The organism is Salinivibrio sp. MA427, from assembly GCF_001996115.1.
Taxonomy (GTDB): domain Bacteria; phylum Pseudomonadota; class Gammaproteobacteria; order Enterobacterales; family Vibrionaceae; genus Salinivibrio; species Salinivibrio costicola.
This window is the reverse complement of the sequence record NZ_MUFH01000371.1, coordinates 1-2,108: the sequence shown is the minus strand read 5'-3', so window position 1 is coordinate 2,108 and position 2,108 is coordinate 1. Positions and strand designations below refer to the sequence as shown.

General features: G+C 55.9%; 1 protein-coding gene. It reads left to right on the top strand.

All coding sequences use genetic code 11. The features are described from left to right. Window positions 1-1,970: type VI secretion system tip protein VgrG (locus BZG79_RS14585; protein ID WP_077774766.1), on the top strand; the 1,970-nt coding region annotated here is incomplete at its 5' end. Window positions 1,971-2,108: the final 138 nt, after the last annotated feature.

Genomic DNA, 2,108 nt, shown 5'->3' with positions numbered 1-2,108 from the left:
CGCCAGAGCAAGTGGTCGATAAGCCAGTGCAGCTGACGCTGTGGCGCAACGGCGAGCTGGTCAAACGGGTGCAAGGCATTGCCAGTGCCTTTAGCCAAGGTGACATTGGTCATCACTTTACCCGCTACCGCTTAACCTTGGTGCCCGCCCTGTATCGTCTGTCGCTTCGCCAAAACAGTCGCACCTTCCAGCACCAAACCGTGCCGACCATCTTAGACACCCTGCTCACGGACATGGGCGCCACGGACGTCACCTTCTCGCTCACTCGCGACTATGCCGAGCGCGAATACTGTGTGCAGCACCGTGAAAGTGACTTGGCGTTCTTCCACCGCTTAGCGGCAGAAGAGGGCTTGGTGTATCACCATGAGCACGATGCCACCACCCATACCCTGATAGTGACCGATGCGCCCGACAGCTTGCCCCAGCTTGACAGTCCTGTGCCCTATAATGCTGTCAGCGGCGGACGCACCGATACCCCGTATATCTATGGGCTCACACGCCACACCGCGGCGCAGCCTAGCCACACGGCGTTAAAAGACTACAGCTTCAAAAAACCGCGCTACAGCTTCCAACAAGCGGCGCAAGCCGATGGCATTGATTACCAGCGTACCGACAGCTACGAGCACTTTGACTTCCCAGGCCGCTTTAAAGACGACGCCACTGGTCAGGCATTTAACCAAACCCGCTTAGAGTACTTACGCCGTGAGGCCGAGCATGCCAACGGGCAAAGCAATGAGCCGGCATTACGGGCGGGTTATCGCTTTACCATCAGTGACCATCTGGATGAGGGCGTGAACCAAGCGTGGCAAGTGGTGCGGGTGCACCACCAAGGCAGCCAACCGCAAGCACTGGAAGAAGAGGGCGGCCAAGGGGCCACCACCTACAACAACCAGTTTATGCTTATTCCTGCCACCACCCCGTGGCGCGCCACCCCCACGCCTAAACCTCAAGTGGATGGCCCCATGATAGGCACCGTGGTGGGACCGGATGGCGAAGAAATCTTCTGTGATGAACACGGGCGGGTGAAAGTCCACTTCCCGTGGGACCGCTATTCTAACGGCGATGACAAAAGCAGCTGCTGGATACGGGTGGCCCAAGGTTGGGCGGGCAGCCAATACGGCATGATGGCCATCCCCCGCATTGGCCATGAAGTGATTGTGTCTTTCTTACACGGTGACCCGGACCAACCGATTATCACCGGCCGCACCTATCACGCGACCAATGTGCCGCCTTATACCTTACCGGCACACAAAACCAAGACGGTTTGGCGCAGCGAGAGCCACCAAGGCGAGGGCTACAACGAGCTCACGTTCGAAGACCAATCGGGCAGTGAGCAAGTGTATTTACACGCACAAAAAGACTGGCACACCGAGGTAGAAAACGACCGTGTGACCGAGATAGGTCATGACAATCACCATCAGGTGCACAATGACCAATTTCATCGTGTGATGGGCAATGCGCATCATACCGTGGAGGGAGAGAGTCGCACCCGTATTGGTGGCAACCACTCCAATCTCGTCAAAGCCAGTGAGCACTATAAAGTCGGTAAGGTTCATGCGGTGGAAGCCGGAAGTGACATTCACCTAAAAACGGGCGCTAAACTGGTGATCGAAGCCGGTGCAGAAGTTACCTTAAGTGCCAGCGGTAGCTTTGTGAAAGTGGATGCGGCAGGCGTGCATGCTTCTGGTGCCGCGGTGAACTTAAACTCAGGCGGCAGCGCAGGCAGTGGACCAGGCTTTAATGGCCAAATGGCCAAGCGTCCAAAAACCATCGACGCCTTAGCCGATCCCGAAGCCACGCCACTCCCCGATATCCAAGCGGTTGATGTAATGACCACATCAGAAACACAGCAAGGGGCACCGACACCATCGTGGGCGCCGAGAACAGACTATACGTCATCATTGGCGCCTAAACGTCAAGTAGAAGCGCTAAAGGGACAATCTCCTTTATGTGAGGAGTGCGAGAAGTGATGACTATTTTGGCGCATAGCAATCTTTTCGATAGCGTCCCTGACATGCAGCCGCAAGAGGGTCATCGTTTGTATTTGATGGTCGATGGTGGACAAATTGAAGACCTTGCGCAGCAACTATATGGCTTGGAAGGAGAGC